Origin of the sequence: Promicromonospora umidemergens, assembly GCF_024171995.1 — a bacterium.
Lineage (GTDB): Bacteria > Actinomycetota > Actinomycetes > Actinomycetales > Cellulomonadaceae > Promicromonospora > Promicromonospora umidemergens.
The window spans coordinates 47,340-64,266 of sequence record NZ_JAMTCT010000025.1; the positions used below are offsets into that span (position 1 = coordinate 47,340).

Annotated in this window: 15 protein-coding genes; 6 read left to right on the top strand and 9 right to left on the bottom strand. The window is 71.0% G+C overall.

All coding sequences use genetic code 11. The features are described 5' to 3' along the window. Positions 1 to 58: 58 nt before the first annotated feature. Positions 59 to 1,351 carry a Na+/H+ antiporter NhaA gene (gene nhaA, locus APR04_RS26095; RefSeq protein ID WP_253876443.1) on the bottom strand — a complete coding sequence of 431 codons (1,293 nt, stop codon included), beginning with the start codon at positions 1,349 to 1,351 and terminating at the stop codon, positions 59 to 61. 620 nt (positions 1,352 to 1,971) lie between these two features. Between nhaA and phoH2 the strand changes: the two genes are divergently transcribed. Next, entirely contained in the window at positions 1,972 to 3,231 is a 1,260-nt protein-coding gene (gene phoH2, locus APR04_RS26100; protein ID WP_253876535.1) for an RNA 5'-3' helicase PhoH2, read from the top strand. 269 nt (positions 3,232 to 3,500) lie between these two features. Continuing rightward, complete coding sequence (locus APR04_RS26105; protein ID WP_253876445.1) at positions 3,501 to 4,250, top strand: GOLPH3/VPS74 family protein; 750 nt, start codon at positions 3,501 to 3,503, stop codon at positions 4,248 to 4,250. Positions 4,251 to 4,319: 69 nt separating this feature from the next. On the opposite strand, the gene APR04_RS26110 is transcribed toward APR04_RS26105, so the two are convergent. The 4 genes from APR04_RS26110 to APR04_RS26125 all read right to left on the bottom strand — a co-directional run bounded on the left by APR04_RS26110 (position 4,320) and on the right by APR04_RS26125 (position 7,726). Next, positions 4,320 to 5,762, bottom strand: coding sequence for a class II fumarate hydratase (locus APR04_RS26110; protein ID WP_253876454.1), 1,443 nt, complete (start codon positions 5,760 to 5,762; stop codon positions 4,320 to 4,322). Positions 5,763 to 5,829: 67 nt separating this feature from the next. Beyond that, entirely contained in the window at positions 5,830 to 6,507 is a 678-nt protein-coding gene (locus APR04_RS26115; RefSeq protein ID WP_253876456.1) for a carbonic anhydrase, read from the bottom strand. After that, on the bottom strand, positions 6,504 to 7,460 hold the full coding sequence (locus APR04_RS26120) for a carbohydrate kinase family protein (RefSeq protein ID WP_253876458.1): 957 nt from the start codon (positions 7,458 to 7,460) through the stop codon (positions 6,504 to 6,506). The genes APR04_RS26115 and APR04_RS26120 overlap by 4 nt, the downstream gene beginning before the upstream one ends. Then, the gene (locus APR04_RS26125) at positions 7,457 to 7,726 is read right to left on the bottom strand and encodes an exodeoxyribonuclease VII small subunit (protein ID WP_253876461.1); all 270 of its coding nucleotides are present in this window, start codon (positions 7,724 to 7,726) and stop codon (positions 7,457 to 7,459) included. Before APR04_RS26125 ends, APR04_RS26120 begins: the two co-directional genes overlap by 4 nt. 140 nt (positions 7,727 to 7,866) lie before the next feature. On the opposite strand from APR04_RS26125, the gene APR04_RS26130 reads away from it, so the two are divergent. Continuing rightward, positions 7,867 to 9,486, top strand: a complete 1,620-nt coding sequence (locus APR04_RS26130) for an ABC-F family ATP-binding cassette domain-containing protein (protein ID WP_253876464.1) — start codon at positions 7,867 to 7,869, stop codon at positions 9,484 to 9,486. A gap of 51 nt (positions 9,487 to 9,537) precedes the next feature. On the opposite strand, the gene APR04_RS31165 is transcribed toward APR04_RS26130, so the two are convergent. Beyond that, on the bottom strand, positions 9,538 to 10,152 hold the full coding sequence (locus tag APR04_RS31165) for an HAD family hydrolase (protein WP_253876467.1): 615 nt from the start codon (positions 10,150 to 10,152) through the stop codon (positions 9,538 to 9,540). Between the two features lie 203 nt (positions 10,153 to 10,355). On the opposite strand from APR04_RS31165, the gene APR04_RS26140 reads away from it, so the two are divergent. Further along, entirely contained in the window at positions 10,356 to 11,105 is a 750-nt protein-coding gene (locus APR04_RS26140) for a class I SAM-dependent methyltransferase (protein WP_253876469.1), read from the top strand. Positions 11,106 to 11,111: 6 nt separating this feature from the next. On the opposite strand, the gene APR04_RS26145 is transcribed toward APR04_RS26140, so the two are convergent. Continuing rightward, on the bottom strand, positions 11,112 to 12,254 hold the full coding sequence (locus APR04_RS26145) for an epoxide hydrolase family protein (RefSeq protein WP_253876471.1): 1,143 nt from the start codon (positions 12,252 to 12,254) through the stop codon (positions 11,112 to 11,114). Between the two features lie 84 nt (positions 12,255 to 12,338). Beyond that, positions 12,339 to 13,475, bottom strand: a complete 1,137-nt coding sequence (locus tag APR04_RS26150) for an epoxide hydrolase family protein (protein WP_253876473.1) — start codon at positions 13,473 to 13,475, stop codon at positions 12,339 to 12,341. A gap of 63 nt (positions 13,476 to 13,538) precedes the next feature. Between APR04_RS26150 and APR04_RS26155 the strand changes: the two genes are divergently transcribed. Next, on the top strand, positions 13,539 to 14,501 hold the full coding sequence (locus APR04_RS26155) for a helix-turn-helix transcriptional regulator (RefSeq protein ID WP_253876475.1): 963 nt from the start codon (positions 13,539 to 13,541) through the stop codon (positions 14,499 to 14,501). Between the two features lie 22 nt (positions 14,502 to 14,523). On the opposite strand, the gene xseA is transcribed toward APR04_RS26155, so the two are convergent. Next, positions 14,524 to 15,786 (bottom strand): exodeoxyribonuclease VII large subunit, encoded by a 1,263-nt coding sequence (gene xseA / locus APR04_RS26160; RefSeq protein ID WP_253876477.1) that lies wholly within the window; start codon positions 15,784 to 15,786, stop codon positions 14,524 to 14,526. A 63-nt stretch (positions 15,787 to 15,849) separates the two neighbouring features. On the opposite strand from xseA, the gene APR04_RS26165 reads away from it, so the two are divergent. Then, complete coding sequence (locus tag APR04_RS26165; RefSeq protein ID WP_253876479.1) at positions 15,850 to 16,887, top strand: 4-hydroxy-3-methylbut-2-enyl diphosphate reductase; 1,038 nt, start codon at positions 15,850 to 15,852, stop codon at positions 16,885 to 16,887. Positions 16,888 to 16,927: the final 40 nt, after the last annotated feature.

The window sequence follows — 16,927 nt, forward strand, 5'->3', positions numbered from 1 at the left end:
CACCCACCGGGTGCGCTGCAGCTCTACTTCGCCCTGGTCCTACCTCGGCAGGGTGGTGTCAGCTGGACTCGCGGTCCTTGGCGTCGCCGATGTACTCGTGGACCTCGTCGGCCCGGCCGTCGAGGTTCATGTCGGACGAGCGGGCGCGGCGGGCGTCCCAGCGCAGCGAGATCGCGCCGAGGATCGCGGCGAGCACCGAGGCGCCGAGGATGGCGATCTTGGCCCCGTCGGTGTGCTCCGAGTCGCCGAACGACAGCTCGCTGATCAGCAGCGACACGGTGAACCCGATGCCGGCCAGGAACCCGACGGGCAGCAGGTCGCGCACGCCGATGCCGTCCGGCAGGCGCAGCGGTGTGAGCCGGGTGAGCAGCGCCGTGGTCCCGAGCACGCCGATGAGCTTGCCCAGGATGAGTCCGGCGGCGATCGCCGCGACGACCGGCTGACCGATCACGGCGCCGGGCCCGTCGCCGTCCAGCAGCGAGACGCCCGCGGCGAAGAACGCGAACACGGGCAGCGCGATGCCGGACGACAGCGGCTTGAGCCGGTGCTCGTACTGGGTGGTGCGGGACTTCGCCTCGCCGTGCAGGGCGAGCGCCGGCACGGTGAAGCCGAGCAGCACGCCCGCGATGGTCGCGTGCACGCCGGACGCGTGCATCAGTGCCCAGGCCACGACGGCGAGCGGCAGGAGGACGAACCAGCGGGGCTTGCGCGACCGGACGTGCCACAGGAACAGGGCGACGCAGGCGAGCGTGCCGAGCAGGGACAGCCAGTGGATCTCGCTGGTGTAGAAGATCGCGATGACGACGATCGCGAGCAGGTCGTCCACCACAGCGAGCGTCAGCAGGAAGGTCCGGATCGCTATCGGCAGGCCGCGACCGAAGATCGCGAGGACCCCGACGGCGAACGCGATGTCCGTGGCGCTGGGGATGGCCCAGCCGTGCAGGGCGCTGGGGTCGCCGAGCGCCAGGACGACGCCGACGTAGACCAGGGCGGGGACGGCCATGCCGCCGACCGCCGCGATCATCGGGACGCCGGCTTCCTTCGGGTTGCGCAGGCTGCCTGCGACGAACTCCTGCTTGAGCTCGACACCGACCACGAAGAAGAAGATGGCGAGCAGGCCGTCGGCGGCCCAGGTGCTGAGCGACAGGTCGAGGTGTACCGGCAGCGGTCCGAGCGCGGCCGGCCCGATCACCGTCTCGGACAGCGCCTGGTAGGTCTCCCGCCAGGGGGAGTTGGCCCACAGCAGGGCAAGGAACGCAGCCCCGATCAGGAGCGCACCGCCAGTGGTCTCTCGGGCGGCCCAGGCCCGCAGGCGCTGGATTCGGGTGGGTGCGGCGGCGTTAGGGATCAACGCGTGTCCTCTCGGCTTTGCGGGTCGTCTGAGAAGGACCGGTCGACCCGGTCCACGCCGACCAGACTTCCCGGCACACCTTGCTTTACCTTACCCGCCAGGTAGTAGTGCCACGTCGTCCTATCTGCCGCTACGGCGCGCCGCCCAGCGAGTTTTGCCATCCCTTGGGGTGCGGGTCAAGCCATTGCCAGCGTGTGAACAGTTCGTGACAACATGCGACCCGCCGGTGCGTGGGTCTGGTCATGGGATGGCAGTGCGCGTAGTTTCCACATTGAGGGACGGCACCCAGTCGCCCCTTCGGGAGGCCAACCTATGGAGTGCTCGCTCCGTGGAGAAGGGCCGGTCCCGGCTCTGCGCCACGCCGCGGCGTACCGAGTCGGTCACCCGGCCCATCCACCAGTCCCGGTTCGTCCGGGTCGGTTCCGCCGTCAGGCGGTACCCGCCAGGTAGCGACGTGACTGTCACGGCGCTTCGGCGCCGGAGGGAGAACCGTAGTGAGCCATTCCGCAAACACCACCCGTCCGACCGACCAGAGTGCCGACGCCGCTCCCGGCGCGGCCGGTGACGAGCGCAGGACCTTCGTCATCGACACGTCTGTGCTGTTGAGTGATCCGAAGGCGATGTTGCGGTTCGCGGAGCACGACGTCGTACTCCCGATCGTCGTGATCACGGAGCTGGAGGCCAAGCGTCACCACCCCGAGCTCGGGTACTTCGCCCGGAGCGCCCTGCGGATGCTGGACGGGCTGCGGGTGCAGCACGGCCGCCTCGACTCACCGGTCCCCGTGGGGGACGCTGACGGAACTCTGCGGGTGGAGCTCAACCATGTGGACCCCATGGTCCTGCCTGCCGGCTTCCGGCTGGGCGACAACGACACGCGCATCCTCGCCGTGGCCGCCAACCTGGCGGCAGAGGGCAACAGTGTCACGGTGGTCTCCAAGGACCTGCCGATGCGGGTGAAGGCGTCCGCCGTCGGTCTGCCGGCCGAGGAGTACAAGGCTGAGCTCGCGGTGGACTCGGGCTGGACCGGGATGCGCGAGATCGACCTCTCCGACGAGCAGATGGGATCCCTCTGGGAGAGCGACTCGGTGGAGATCGCGAGCCTGGACCCTGCGACCGTCGAGGCGGCGACGCCGCTGCTGGTGCACACGGGGATGGTGGTGCACTCGCCGGGAGGTTCCGCGCTCGGGCGGGTGACGGCGGACAAGCGGGTGCGGCTGGTCCGCGGTGACCAGGACGTGTTCGGGGTCCACGGCCGCTCGGCCGAGCAGCGCGTGGCGATCGACCTGCTGCTCGACCAGGAGATCGGGATCGTCTCGCTCGGTGGCCGGGCCGGTACCGGGAAGTCGGCGCTCGCCCTGTGCGCGGGGCTGGAGTCCGTGCTGGAGCGGAACCAGCACCGCAAGGTGGTCGTGTTCCGGCCGCTGTACGCGGTGGGCGGACAGGAGCTGGGCTACCTGCCCGGCTCCGAGTCCGAGAAGATGAACCCGTGGGGGCAGGCCGTCTACGACACGCTCGGTGCGTTGGTCTCGCCGGCCGTGGTCGAGGAGGTCATGGAGCGCGACATGCTCGAGGTGCTGCCGCTCACGCACATCCGCGGGCGTTCCCTGCACGACTCCTTCGTCATCGTGGACGAGGCGCAGTCGCTCGAGCGGAACGTCCTGCTGACGGTGCTGTCCCGGATCGGCCAGGGCTCGCGCGTGGTGCTCACGCACGACGTCGCGCAGCGCGACAACCTGCGGGTCGGGCGGCACGACGGTGTCGCCGCGGTCATCGAGGCGCTCAAGGGGCACCCGCTCTTCGCGCACGTCACCCTGACCCGTTCGGAGCGCTCGCCGGTCGCCGCGCTGGTGACCGACATGCTGGAGCGCTTGGAGGTCTGACCGCGCGCCGGGTGCAACCGCCCGGGCATGTCAGACGCTCAGGTCACGAGGGTGACCTGAGCGTCTGACATGCCCTTGAGCTTCAGCGTGCCACTGGACGGAAACCCCCCAGCCCCGCAGTCCAGCGGTGCGCTTCTCCGAGTGCAGGAGCGACCGTAGCAGACTTAGGTAAGGCTAACCAAAGGACATCGCGGCGCAGCGCACACTGATCGCGCTCAGCAAGAGTCTTAATTGGGGTGTGTCCCCCTTGTCGGATATAGCATCAGACCATGCTGATTGCCGAAGACTTCCTGCTGCTCGCCGTCGATGACGAGACGGGCAAGACCGCCAACGTCGACAACCTGGGTGTTCGCCTCGCGGGTGCGCTCCTTGCCGACCTCGCTGCCGCGAACAAGACCCTCATGCGGGGCGCGCCGGAGGCCGGCGCGACCAAGGAGGAGCGTGAGAAGGCTGGGGACACCGCGATCCTCGTCACCGACAACGCCCCCACCGGCCACGTGGCCCTCGACGCCGCACTGCAGGCCGTGCTCGACACCCCTGAGGCGCCGGCGCGGAAGGTCGTCGAGGCCATCTCCGACAAGGCGGAGGACAACCTGCTGGCGGCCCTCGTCGAGCGCGGGATCCTCGAGAAGGAGGAGTCCAGGCTCTTCCGGATGCTCCCGATCACCCGCTGGCCCGCTGCTGACTCGAGCCACGAGGTCGCGCTGCGCGCCAACCTCACGAAGGTCCTGCTCGAGGGCGCTGAGCCCGACGAGCGCACCGCCACCCTGATCTCCCTGCTGCACGGGTCGGGCCTGGTGCCCCGTCTGGTCGGCAAGGAGCAGCGCAAGGCCGCCGAGGAGCGGGCCGAGGAGATCGCCGGCAGCGAGTGGGGCGTGGCCACCGTCGCGACCCAGGTCGCGATCGCCGCGACGGTCGCCACTGTCGCGACGGTCGGTGTCGCCGCGGCGGCGTTCATCCTCCTGTCGAGCGACGCCGACAAGACGGCTGCCCCGGCCGCCGAAGCTCCCGTCTCCTGATCAGTCCACGCTCGTCGCTGGTCGAGCTTGTCGAGACCCGGGTCTCGACAAGCTCGACCAGCGGTCTTGTCAGGCCTGCGGCGGACGGGTCATCGACAGCACGTCCAGCGCGGTGTCGAGCTGCTCCTCGGTGAGCTCGCCGCGCTCGACGAAGCCGAGGTCGATCACTGCCTGCCGCACGGTGATGCCCTCCTTGACGGCGGTCTTCGCGACCTTCGCGGCGGCCTCGTAGCCGATCACGCGGTTCAGCGGCGTCACGATCGACGGGGACGACTCGGCGAGCGCGCGGGCGCGCTCGACGTTCGCGGTGATGCCGACGATGGTCTTGTCCGCCAGCACGCGCGACGAGTTCGACAGCAGTCGGATCGACTCCAGCACGCCCTGCGCGATCACCGGGATCTGCACGTTGAGCTCGAACGAGCCGGAGGCGCCGGCCCACGCCACCGTCGCGTCGTTGCCGATGACGCGCGCGCACACCATGAGCACGGCCTCGGGGATGACGGGGTTGACCTTGCCCGGCATGATCGACGAGCCCGGCTGCAGGTCGGGCAGCGAGATCTCGCCGAGGCCCGTGTTCGGGCCGGAGCCCATCCAGCGCAGGTCGTTGCAGATCTTCGTCACGGAGACCGCGATGGTGCGAAGGGCACCGGACAGCTCGACCAGACCGTCTCGTGCGGACTGTGCCTCGAAGTGGTCACGGGCCTCGGTCAGCGGCAGGCCGGTGTCCTCGGCGAGCAGGGCGATGACGCGCTGCGGGAACCCGGCCGGCGTGTTGATGCCGGTGCCGACGGCCGTGCCGCCCAGCGGGACCTCCGCGGCGCGGGGGAGCGCGGCCTGGAGCCGCTCGACGCCGTAGCGGATCGCCGCTGCGTACCCGCCGAACTCCTGGCCGAGCGTGACCGGCGTGGCGTCCATGAGGTGCGTGCGGCCGGACTTCACCACCTCTCCGTACTCGGCGGACTTCGCCTGGAGCGCCTCCGCCAGGTGGTTCAGCGCGGGGATCAGGTCGTTCACGACGCCGGACGTCGCGGCGACGTGCACAGAGGTCGGGAACACGTCGTTCGACGACTGCGACGCGTTCACGTGGTCGTTCGGGTGCACGTCCCGGCCGAGCGCGGCGGTCGCGAGCGTCGCGAGGACCTCGTTGGTGTTCATGTTCGACGACGTGCCCGAGCCGGTCTGGAAGACGTCGATCGGGAAGTGGCTGTCGTGCTTGCCGGAGGCGACCTCGTCAGCGGCCGCGACGATGGCAGAGGCGATGTCCTGGTCGAGCACGCCGAGCTCCGCGTTCGCGGTGGCGGCGGCCTTCTTCACGCGGGCCAGCGCCTCGATGTGCGCACGCTCGAGCGGGGTGCCGGAGATGGGGAAGTTCTCGACGGCCCGCTGCGTCTGCGCGCGGTACAAGGCGTTCGCCGGGACCCGGACCTCACCCATGGTGTCGTGCTCGATGCGGTATTCGGTCGTGTCGCCGGACTCGGGAGAGCGCGAAGGGACGACGGTGTCAGCAGTCATGGAACTATCGTGCCGCAGCCTCGCCCCGCCGACGCACCCGAGCGCGTGACTCCTGTCACCCCTGAGGTCACTCCGCGTGCGCCACGGGCGACGGCAGCTCGCCGACCTCCCCGATCACGTTCACCATGCGCGCGCTGCCGACGGCGAGGTCGTACTCGAGGCCGACCACGGCGCACCTGCCCTCCTCGACGGCCTGGGCCAGGCCGGCCGAGTAGCTGTGCAGCATCCCGACGGTGTGCTTCACGTGCTCGCGGCGCAGCAGGTCCTGGTCGGCCAGTGCGGCCATCGCCTTGGCGGGGTCTCCCGAGGTGATGTTGACGATCGAGGGAATCACCCGGTCCACCACTGCACGCACGAACCCGCCTGGCTGCTCGCCCGTCGCTAGCGTGTGAGCGGCGGCCGCCACGGCACCGCACGAGTCGTGGCCCAGCACGACCACGAGGGACGCACCGAGCAGGTCGACCCCGTACTCGATCGAGCCGATCACCGTGGTGTCCACGACGTGCCCCGCCGTGCGCACCACGAACACGTCGCCCAGGCCCTGGTCGAAGATGATCTCGGCGGCGACGCGAGAGTCCGAGCAGCCGAAGATCACGGTGTGCGGGTGCTGCGTGGACTGCAGCTCGCGGCGCCGTTCGGCGTTCTGGGACGGGTGGGCAGGTGCGTCCGCCACGAAGCGGTCGTTGCCCGAGCGCAGGAGCGCCCAGGCGTCGCGCGGGCTGAGCCGCTCCGGTTCCGGGTTCATCGGCCGATCTCCATTCGACTGGGCGGGTTGGCTCCCGCGCGGGACACGGTGATGGCCGCGACGGCGCAGCAGCGGTCGACGATCTGCTGCAGGGTCGCCGGGGCGACGGCGTTCAGCGCGTCCCGCCGGTCGGCGCCCAGCAGCTCGTGCTCCCACAGCCCGTCGATCAGAGCGCCCATGAACGAGTCGCCGGCCCCCACGGTGTCGACGACCTCGACCCGCGGAGCCACCGCCTCGACCTCTCCGGCGTCGGACACGGCTACGGCTCCCTTGCCGCCGAACGTGACCACCACCAGCGCGGGCGTGCCGCGCTGCCAGTCGCGCGCGACGGCCACCGGGTCGGACCCCGGGTAGAGCCAGGCCAGGTCCTCGTCGCTCACCTTGACCACGTCGGACAGGTCCACCAGCGCTTCGACGCGCGGGCGCACCTCCTCGGCGGAGCCCATGATCGCGGGCCGTGCGTTCGGGTCGTACGTGGTGGTCGACGTCGTCCTCGCGGCCTCAAGGACCTGCCGCACCTGTCCGGCACCCGGTTCGAGCAGCGCCGCGATCGAGCCGGTGTGCACGGCGAGCGCATCGCTGCCGCCGACCTGGGCGCTCGGCTCGGCACTGGTGTCCCCGCCCGGCATCGCCTGGGCGGGCACCTGCCAGGTCAGGTCGAAGTCGTAGGTGGCCGAGCCGCCGTCGTCCAGCGTGGCCACCGCGACGCTGGTGCGCTCCGCACCGTCGCTGCCCTGCACGAGCTCGACGTCGGACTCGGCGAGCCAGTCGCGCACCAGGTCGCCCCGCGCGTCGGCGCCGAGCCAGGTCGCGAGCCGGACCTCCCGGCCAAGGCGGCCCAGCGTGAGCGCCACGTTGGCGATGCTGCCGCCGGGATGCTCGGCGGTGGAGCCGTCCGGGCGACGCACCTCGTCCACCAGGGCCTCGCCCACGGCGAGGACGTACGCGCTCACTCGGCGCCCTCGGGCGACTCGGCAGACCCGTCCCGCGCGGCCGCGAGGCGTTCGCGCGCGCCGTCGAGCCACTCCTGGCAGCGCGCCGCCAGGGCCTCACCACGCTCCCAAAGTGCCAGCGACGCCTCCAGCGGCTCGCCACCGGTCTCCAGGCGGCTGACCACCTGCACGAGCTCGTCGCGTGCCTGCTCGTAGCTGAGCGTCGCGACGTCGAGGGCGTCCTTCGCCGGATCGGTGCCGGCCTCGGTCACAGCATCTGTACTCACGGGAACAGTCAACAGCACACCACCGACATCCGCGGACTCCGTCCACAGGTAGGTCGCTGCGCGTCCGAGAGCTGGTTCCCGGCGTCGGTTCCGCGAAACAGTTTGGTCCTGGCCGGTCCGACGTCGGACCATGGTGACCCATGGGCCATCTCGAAGTAGCGCACGCCGAATACCACCTGCCGGATGGCCGGACCTTGCTGGGTGACGTCTCGTTCCGCGTGGGCGAGGGCAGCGCGACGGCGATCGTGGGGCCGAACGGCGCGGGCAAGACCACCCTGCTGCGCATCATCACCGGTGAGCTGACCCCGCACGGCGGCTCCGTGGCGGTGAGCGGCGGGCTCGGCGTGATGCGCCAGTTCGTCGGCTCGGTGCGCGACGAGACAACCGTGCGTGACCTGCTGGTGTCCGTGTCCGCACCCCGCCTCCGCGAGGTGGCGCGCGCCGTCGACGAGGCGGAGCACGCGATGCTGACCGTCGACGACGAGGCAGCCCAGATGGCGTACGCGCAGGCCCTGTCGGACTGGGCAGAGGTACGCGGGTACGAGGCCGAGACCCTGTGGGACGTCTGCACCATGGCCGCGCTCGGGCTGCCCTACGACCGGGCGCAGTTCCGCGAGGTGCGGACCATGTCGGGCGGTGAGCAGAAGCGGCTCGTGCTGGAGGCGCTGCTGCGCGGCACGGACGAGGTGCTGCTGCTCGACGAGCCGGACAACTACCTCGACGTGCCGGGCAAGCGCTGGCTGGAGGCGCAGCTCAAGGCCACCAAGAAGACGATCCTGTTCGTGTCCCACGACCGGGAGCTGCTCTCGCGCGCGGCGGACCGGATCGTGTCGCTGGAGCCGGGCCCGGCCGGCGCCGACGCCTGGGTGCACGGCGGCGGGTTCGCCACGTTCCACGACGCACGGCGCGAGCGGTTCGCCCGGTTCGAGGAGCTGCGCCGCCGCTGGGACGAGAAGCACGCGCAGCTCAAGAAGCTGGTCCTGACGCTGCGGAACCAGGCGGCGAGCAGCCCCGACATGGCGTCGAGGTACCGGGCGGCGCAGACCCGGCTGCGGAAGTACGAAGAGGCAGGGCCCCCGCCGGAGCCGCCGCGCGAGCAGGACATCTCGATGAAGCTGCGCGGCGGACGCACCGGCCTGCGCGCCGTGACCTGTGTGGGCCTGGAGCTCACCGGGCTCATGAAGCCGTTCGACCTGGAGGTCTTCTACGGCGAACGGGTAGCGGTGCTGGGCTCGAACGGGTCGGGCAAGTCCCACTTCCTGCGGCTGCTCGCCGGCGGGGACGTCGCGCACACGGGCACGTGGAAGCTCGGGGCGAGAGTGTCCGCCGGACACTTCGCGCAGACGCACGCGCACCCGGAGCTGTTCGGCCGCACGCTGCTCGACATCCTGTGGGAGGACCACGCGCAGAACAAGGGCATGGCGATGTCGCGGCTGCGGCGCTACGAGCTCACCGAGGCGGCGGACCGGCCCTTCGACCGCCTGTCCGGCGGCCAGCAGGCCCGGTTCCAGATCCTGCTGCTCGAGCTCGCAGGCTCGACGGCGCTGCTGCTCGACGAGCCCACCGACAACCTCGACCTCGAGTCGGCCGAGGCGCTGCAGGAGGGCCTCGAGTCGTTCGACGGGACGGTGCTGGCCGTGACGCACGACCGCTGGTTCGCGCGGTCGTTCGACAGGTACCTCGTGTTCGGGTCCGACGGGGTGGTGCGCGAGACCGCCGAGCCCGTGTGGGACGAGCGGCGGGTGGAGCGCGAGCGGTAGACCGCGGTCGCCGTGCACCGCGCGTGGGCGCGGCGCGCGGCTACGGGGGGATCACGCAGGCGCGACGCCGTGCTCGGCGAGCCGCCCCAGCAGCACGTCGTGTCCCTCGACGAGGCGCCAGTGGACGGCGGGCATCCCGGTCGACCGGGCACCCTCGACGTTGGGGAGGTGGTCGTCGATGAAGAGGATCGCGGCCGGCTCGGCCCCGATCCGGGTCGCGGCCTTCTGGAAGAACGCGGCGTCCGGCTTGGCGACCCCCAGCTCGCAGGAGTAGAGCTTGACGTCGAACAGCTCGTCGTACGGCAGCGTGGCCCGCATGTAGTCGGCCCGACGCCGGACCTGGTTGGTCCCCAGGTGCACCCCGTAGCCCGCCTCGCGCAGCTGCCGCACCAGGTCGAGCGAGGCCGTGGCGGGCTCGATGTTCTGCCACACCGCCGTGTACAGGTCCGCTGCCGGCACCTCTACGCCGTACTCCCGGAGGACCCCGGCGAGGACCGGCAGGAAGTCGTCGTCGCCCGCGAGGAGCGGGTGCTCCCGCTCGGACGCGAGGGCCAGGATCTCGAGGGTGTGCTCGCCGAGGAGCGGCGCGGCGGCGTGGAAGTAGCCGCCGGGGATCCCCTGGAGCACACCGTCGGCGTCGAAAAGGACGTGTCGGATGGTCGTCACGAGCGAACCGTAGCCGGTCCGGGTGAAGCCACCGGGCCGCTCCCGGTGCGCCGGTCACAGATCCGTGGTGCTCGCGGTCGAACTGGTGACGGGCCGTCCGGCGAGCGGTCGGCGCTGCGACACGCGCGGAGGTGCAACACCCAGCGTGTCCGCACGCCGCGAATGTCCTTGGGCTTCCGCCCGCGCCGGGCGAACATGGTGCGATGACCACACCCGACCCGATCTTCGTCGACCCGCGCCTGGCGCGGCTCTACGACGCCTTCGACGACGACCGCGGCGACCTCGACCTGTACGTCGGGCTCGCTGAACGCTTCGGCGCACGCACGGTGCTCGACGTCGGCTGCGGGACCGGGGTGCTCGCCCTGCTGCTGGCCGGGCGCGGCCTGAGCGTCACAGGCGTCGACCCGGCCGCCGCGTCGCTCGAGGTCGCCCGGGCCAAGCCCGGTGCCGGTGCCGTCACCTGGGTCGAGGGCGCGGCCGAGGCCGTCGCCGGACTCGGCCTCGCCGCGGACCTGGCGACCATGACCGGCAACGTCGCCCAGGTGTTCGGCACCGACGTCGAGTGGGCGCAGGCGCTCGCGGCAGTGCGGGAGGCGCTCCGCCACGGGGGCCGCCTCGTGTTCGAGACCCGGGTGCCTGCGCGGCAGGCCTGGCTCGGCTGGACCCGCGAGCGCAGGTCCGCCCGCCGCGACATCCCCGGCGTCGGGCCGGTCGAGATGTGGAGCGACCTGCTGGAGGTCGCACTGCCACTGGTCACCTTCCAGCAGTCCTATCGCTTCCCGCCCGGCATGCTGCCCGACGGCGACGTGGTCACCTCGGTCTCGACCCTGCGGTTCCGCGAGCGGGACGAGATCGAGGCGTCGTTGAGCGCCGCGGGGTTCGAGGTCGACGAGGTGCTGGACGCACCAGACCGGCCGGGTCTCGAATGGGTGTTCGTGGCCCGGCGGATCTGAGCGGGGTCAGGCGAGGTCGCGGAAGAACGCGCGGATGTCGTTCGCCAGCAGCTCGGGCTCCTCCATCGCGGGGAAGTGGCCGCCCTCGGTGAACTCGCTCCAGTGGCTGGCCGCGTTCCACGGGTCCATCGTGCGACGCATGAGGGGGTGCGTGTCGAACACGGCCCAGGCGGCCGGCACGTCAGCGGACCCGGCCCAGTCGAGACCCGCATGCTCGGACTCGTAGTAGAACTGCGCGCTCGACGCACCGCTGCGGGTGAACCAGTAGAGGCTGACGTTGGTGAGCAGCTGGTCCCGGTCGACCGCATCGTCAGGGGTCTGGTGGGCGCCGTTGGTCCAGGTCTGGAACTTCTCGGCGATCCAAGCGAGCTGGCCGACGGGCGAGTCGACCAGGGCGGCGCCGATGGTGTCGGGGCGGTGGTTCTGCATCTCGAAGTAGCCCCGCTCGGCGGCGTCCTCGGCGCGGATCTTCTCGATCTGGGCGACCTCGTCCTCGGACAGCCCCTCGGGGTACGGGAATTTGTCGCCCACCATGCCGAGCATCCGGCCGTCGCTGCCGACGTGGGTGCCGATGACCCGCTCGGGGTAGAGCGCGGCGAGCCGACCGGTGGTGCCGGCGCCGATGTCGGTGCCGTGCGCGGCGAACCGCTCGTAGCCGAGCCGAGTCATGATCTCGGCGTACGCCTCGGTCGTGCGCGCCACCTCCCAGCCGGTGCCCGACAGCGGGGTGGAGAACCCGAACCCCGGTAGCGACGGGATGACCACGTGGAACTCGTCCGTCAGCAGCGGGACGAGGCGCTGGTACTCGACGAACGAGCCCGGCCAGCCGTGGCTCAGGATCAGCGGGGTGGCGTCGGGGTTGGCCGAGCGCACGTGCACGACATGGAACGTCTGGCCGTCGACGACGGTCGTGAGCTGCTCGTACTCGTTGAGTGCCGCTTCCTGCGCACGCCAGTCGAAACCGTCGCGCCAGTACTCGGCGAGCTCCGCCAGGTAGGCCTGCGGGATGCCGCGGCTGAAGTCCGTGCGGTCGTCCCGGCCGGGTACCGGGAGGGGCCGCCGGGTACGGGCGAGCCGGTCGTGCAGGTCGTCGACGTCGGCCTGCGGGATGTCGATGCGGAACGGTGTGAGTGCGCTGTTCTCTGTCATGACACCCACGATGTCAGGCGAAGCGGACAGGTTCTGGCCTCTATTACCGCCGTATCCGAGGCCCCCGCAGGCCCTGGCGCGGAGTCAGGAGATGCCGCGGAAGAAGGTGCGGAGGTCGTCCGCGAGCAGCTTCGGCTCCTCCATCGCGGGGAAGTGGCCGCCCTCGGTGAACTCGCTCCAGTGGCCGATCGCCTTCCAGGGGTCCATCGCTCGGCGCACGAGCGGATGGGTGTCGAAGACGGCCCATCCGGACGGTACCCCCGTGGCCATGGCCATGCCGGCTCCGGAGTGCTCGGACTCGTAGTAGAACTGCGCGATCGACGCGCCGCTGCGGGTGAACCAGTACAGGCTGACGTTCGTGAGGAGCTGGTCGCGGTCGACCTCCGGGGTCCGGTAGCCGCCGCTGGTCCTGCTCTTGAACTTCTCGGCGATCCACGCGAGCTGACCGGCCGGCGAGTCGGTGAGTGCCGCGCCGATCGTGTCGGGCCGGTGGTTGTGCATCCCGATATACCCGCGCTCGGCCGCACTCTCGGTGTGCAGTGCCTCGATCTGGGTGACCTCGTCGTCGGACAGGCCGTCGGGGTAGGGAAGCTTGTCGCCGACCAACCCGAGCCACCAGCGGTCACTGCCCAGGTGCGTGCCGATGACGCGCTCCGGGTAGACCGACGCGAGGAGCCCGGTGGTGCCCGCACCGATGTCGGTGCCGTGGGCCGCGAACCTCTCGTAGCCCAGACGCGTCATGATCTCGGCATAGGCGTCCGACGTCCGTGCCAGCTGCCAGCCGGTCCCCGACAGCGGGGTGGAGAACCCGAAGCCGGGCAGCGACGGGATGACCACGTGGAACTCGTCGGTCAGCAGCGGGACGAGTTGCTGGTACTCGACGAACGAGCTCGGCCAGCCGTTGTTCAGGATCAGCGGAGTGGCCGCCGGGTTCGCCGATCGCGCGTGGAGGACGTGGAACGTCTGGCCGTCGACGACCGTCGTGAGCTGTTCGTACTCGTTGAGCCGCGCCTCCTGTGCGCGCCAGTCGAACCCGTCGCGCCAGTACTCGGCGAGCTCCTTCAGGTAACCCAGCGGGATACCGCGGCTGAAGTCGGTGGGGTCGTCCCGGCCCGGCACGGGGATCGGCCACCGCGTGCGTGCCAGCCGGTCGCGCAGGTCGTCGACGTCGGCCTGCGGGATGTTGATGCGGAACGGCGTGAGCGCGTTGTTCTCGTTCATGACGTCCACGTTCCCCGGTAATGCGGCAGGTTAGCTTCCGCGATCGCTGGAATGATCGAGAACATGTTGGAGACCTCGGCCCGCCTTCTCGAGCTGCTGTCGTTGCTCCAGCTCAAGCGCGACTGGACGAGCTCCGAGCTCGCCGGCCGGCTCGGGGTGAGCACGAGGACCGTTCGCGCCGACATCGGCAAGCTGCGGTCGCTCGGCTATCCCGTGGACGCGCGTCCCGGCGTCGCGGGCGGGTACCGGCTGGTCGCCGGGACGGCGATGCCCCCGCTGCTGCTCGACGACGACGAGGCCGTCGCCGTCGCGGTCGGGCTGGGTGCGGTCGCGACCCGGGGGCTCGGTGTCGAAGAGACCTCGCTCACGGCGCTCGCGAAGCTGGAGCAGGTGTTGCCCTCGCGCTTGCGCCGACGCGTCGAGGCGGTCCGGGAGGCGACGAGCGTCGTCCCGGGTGCCGACCTGCCGCTCGATCTCTCGCTGCTCGGCGTGGTCGCGGCAGCGGTCCGTGCCCACGAGCGGCTCCGGTTCGGGTACACCAAGCCCGGGGGCAGCGAAGCGGCGCGCCACACCGAACCGCAACGGCTGGTGAGCTGGGGGCCGCTCTGGTATCTGCTCGCGTGGGATCTCGACCGGGACGACTGGCGGGTCTTCCGTGTCGACCGCATGGTTCCGCGCGCACCGACGGGGGCGCGGTTCCGGCCGCGCGTCATCCCGGACGACAAGGTCGTCGAGTACGTCGTCGGACGCGTCAGCAAGGGGGCCTCGAAGTATCGCGCCCGGGTGCTCGTGCATGCTCCCGCCGCGGCGGTCGCCGCGAAGATCCACATCCCGGTCGATATCGAGGCGGTCGACGAGTCCACCTGCCGGGTCGACGTGGGTTCCGACGACCCGGACCACCTCGCGCTGTGGATGACACAGCTCGACGTCGACATCGAGGTGATCGAGGGCAGCGAGCTCGCGATGGCGTTCGAGCGCCTCGCGAGGAGGCTGCGTCGCGCGGCGGGTGGCGCAGCCGCGACGTGAGGCGGGTCCTGCCGGGCCAGGACTACGAGGCTGTCGCGGTGACCTCGGCGTCCAGGACACCTTCCGCGAGGCGCACGTGCACGCCCGCGCCGACCGCGACGTCGTCGGGCCGCCGCACCACGTGGCCGTCAGCGCGCTGCACGACGGCGTAGCCCCGCTCCAGCGTCGACGCCGGGGAGAGTGCCCGCACCTGGGCGCCGAGCCGCCCGATCTCGCCGGTCGCACGCAGGAGCAGCGCGTTCAGCGCGTTGCGGCTGTGCCGGAGCGCCTGGACGATGTCGCGCTCGCGGGAATCCAGCATGGTGTGCGGCACGGCGAGGACCGGGCGCGAGCGGATGCCGTCGAGCCCGTGCTGCTCGCGGTCGAGCATCGCCGTGACGGCTCCGCGCATCCGGCTCCGGGCCTGGGTGAGGCGCAGGCGCTCCTCGGAGACGTCGGGCACGATCCGCTTGGCGGCGTCGGTCGGTGTGGAGGCGCGGTAGTCGGCGACGAGGTCGAGGAGCGGCGCGTCGGTCTCGTGACCGATGGCGCTGACCAGGGGAGTGCGGGCCTGTGCGGCGGCGCGCACCATCGACTCGTTGCTGAAGGGCAGCAGGTCCTCGACCGAACCGCCGCCGCGGGCGACCACGATGACGTCGACGCTCGGGTCCTGGTCGAGCTCGGCTATGGCGTTCGACACCTCGCGCACCGCGTTGACGCCCTGCACCGCTACCTCGCGGATCTCGAACCGCACCTGGGGCCAGCGGGCGCGGGCGTTCACCACGACGTCGTGCTCCGCCTTGGACTCGCGTCCGCACACGAGTCCCACGACGGCGGGCAGGAACGGGAGCTTCCGCTTGCGGGAGAGGTCGAACAGGCCCTCCGCCGCGAGGACCTTCTTGAGCGCCTCGATCCGGGCGAGCAGCTCGCCGACGCCGACAGCCTTGATCTCACCGGCCTGCATCTGCAGCGTCCCGCGCTTGGTCCAGAACACGGGCTTGGCGTGCACCACGACGTGATCGCCCTCGCTCGGCGGCTGCGCCAAGGTGCTGAGGACGCGCGAGAAGATGGTCACGGGCAGGGAGGCATCCGCCTCGGTGTCACGGAGTGTGAGCCACTGCATGCCGGAGCCGGGGCGCTGGTTGAACTGCACCACCTGCCCCTCGACCCAGACCGGCGGCATCTTGTCGATGTAGCCCTTGATCTTCTCCGAGAGCACGCGGACCGGCCAGGGGCTGGTGGGAGTGGTGTCGAGTGCTTTCCGGGGGAGCTCGGTGGTCAGCGGCCGCTGGGTTGGTTCCGTCACGTGTCCAACCCTGCCACCCACCACCGACACAAGCCCTCCGCACGCCGCCCCTAGACTGCAGGTGTGACTGTCACGAGCCCTGAGCGTCCTGCTGAGACCCAGACCAAGCGCGTCCTGCTGGCTGCGCCCCGCGGTTATTGCGCCGGTGTCGACCGTGCCGTCATCGCCGTCGAGAAGGCGTTGGAGACCTACGGCACACCTGTCTATGTGCGCAAGGAGATCGTGCACAACAAGCACGTGGTCGAGACGCTGCGGGAACGCGGCGCGATCTTCGTCAACGAGACCGACGAGGTGCCGGAGGGCGGCCGGCTCGTCTTCTCGGCGCACGGTGTGTCCCCGGCCGTGCGCGCCTCCGCCGTGGCCCGCAGCCTCGACACCATCGACGCGACCTGCCCCCTGGTCACCAAGGTGCACAAGGAAGCGGTGCGGTTCGCGAAGGACGACTACGACATCCTGCTGATCGGGCACACCGGTCACGAGGAGGTCGAGGGCACGGCCGGCGAAGCGCCCGAGCACGTGCAGATCGTGAACTCGCCGGACGACGTCGATCAGGTGGTGGTGCGCGACCCCGACAAGGTCGTGTGGATCTCGCAGACCACGCTCTCGGTGGACGAGACCATGGAGACCGTGCGGCGGCTGCGCCAGAAGTTCCCGACCCTGCAGGACCCGCCCAGCGACGACATCTGCTACGCCACGCAGAACCGCCAGGTGGCGGTGAAGAAGCTGGCGCCGGAGTGCGACCTCGTCATCGTGGTGGGCTCGGCCAACTCGTCCAACTCCGTTCGACTGGTCGAGGTGGCGCTCAAGGCGGGTGCCACTGCCTCCTACCGCGTGGACCGCAAGACCGAGATCAAGGACGAGTGGCTGGAGGGCGTCACCACGGTGGGCGTGACCTCGGGTGCCTCGGTGCCGGAGATCCTGGTGGAGGACGTCCTCGCGCACCTCGCCGGCCACGGCTTCGGCACCGTCGACGAGGTCCGGACCGCTACCGAGGACCTCATGTTCTCGCTGCCGCGCGAGCTCCGCGCCGGGCTCAAGGCCGCCGGCGAGGAGCCCAAGCGTCCGCGCCGCGAGGCCCGCCCGGAGCTGCCGCAGGCCTGAGGCACGCCCGCGCGGCGTCGCGAGGCGCATGGCCGCGCCG